The organism is Anaerostipes sp., assembly GCF_018381315.1.
In the GTDB taxonomy this organism is placed as follows: domain Bacteria; phylum Bacillota; class Clostridia; order Lachnospirales; family Lachnospiraceae; genus Anaerostipes.
Window position 1 is genome coordinate 1 of record NZ_JAGZSD010000057.1, and the last position, 1,213, is coordinate 1,213.

1 pseudogene is annotated in these 1,213 nt (G+C 45.6%); it reads left to right on the forward strand.

The annotated features are described in order from the left end of the window. Positions 1 to 491: 491 nt before the first annotated feature. Positions 492 to 1,213 (forward strand): annotated as a pseudogene (locus tag KH180_RS16695) ((Fe-S)-binding protein); the annotation flags it as partial.

Below are 1,213 nucleotides of genomic sequence, written 5' to 3' on the forward strand. Positions count from 1 at the left end.
ATAAACATAAAAAATAAATGCATAAAAGAAAGAACATAGATGTACGGAGACTTAAAAGTAGAGAGATATAAAAAAGTATAGGTACATAAAAGTATAGGTAAAAAAAGCGTAGGTAAAAAAAGTATAGGTACACAAAAGCGTAGGTAAAAAAAACGTAGGTACGCAAAAGCATAGATACATAAAAGCATAGGTAAACAAAAGCATAGGCACACAAAAGTGCAGAGTCATAAAAGCGCAGAGTCACATAAACACAGAGTTATATAGCACAAAGTAACAGATTCATAAAGCCACAAAAGGAATATTACCAAAAAGCCAGTCAATAATTTAATGTGATATACGGTCAATCAAAGCCGGTATCCGCCCAAAGACACATCCATTTCCCTATTTCATAATGAAAAGAAAAAAGTAATGGCGGCTCTGCATTTTCTGGAGCCGCCCTATTGGACCAATATGCCACACAGAAATCAAATAGAAAAGAAGGAGGATAATACATGGGACACCTGACCACCCGCGACGCCTACAAAAACCTGAGTGACCGCATCAACTGGTTTACCCAGGGCGCACCGGCGTCTGAGACATTGTATAAGATTTTGCAGGTATTATATTCGGAGAAGGAGGCGAAGTGGGTTGCGCTGCTTCCTGTGCGTCCGTTCACAGTGAAAAAGGCTGCAAAGATATGGCAGACATCTGAGTATAAGGCAGAGCGCCTTCTGGACCATCTCTGTGAAAAGGCCCTGCTGGTGGATTCCTGGCATAAAGGGGTCCGCCAGTTCGTGATGCCGCCGCCAATGGCTGGATTCATTGAGTTCGCCCTGATGAGGACCAGGGGGGATATTGACCAGAAATACCTGAGCGAGTTGTATTACCAGTACATGAACGTGGAGGAGGATTTCATCAAGGACCTGTTTTATGCCACGGAGACAAAGCTGGGGCGTGTTTTTGTCCAGGAGCCGGTTCTTACCAACGATAAAATGAACCACATCCTGGATTATGAGCGGGCCACCCATATTGTGGAGGAGGCGGAGTATATCGGACTCGGTTTATGCTATTGCCGCCATAAGATGTCCCATGCAGGCCATCCCTGTGAAATTGACGCGCCCTGGGATGTGTGCCTGACCTTTGACAATGTGGCCCGTTCCCTGGCGGAACATGGGGATTACGCGCGGCTTATCTCCAAGGAAGAGGCACTGGATGCCCTGGAGCGCTCCTATGC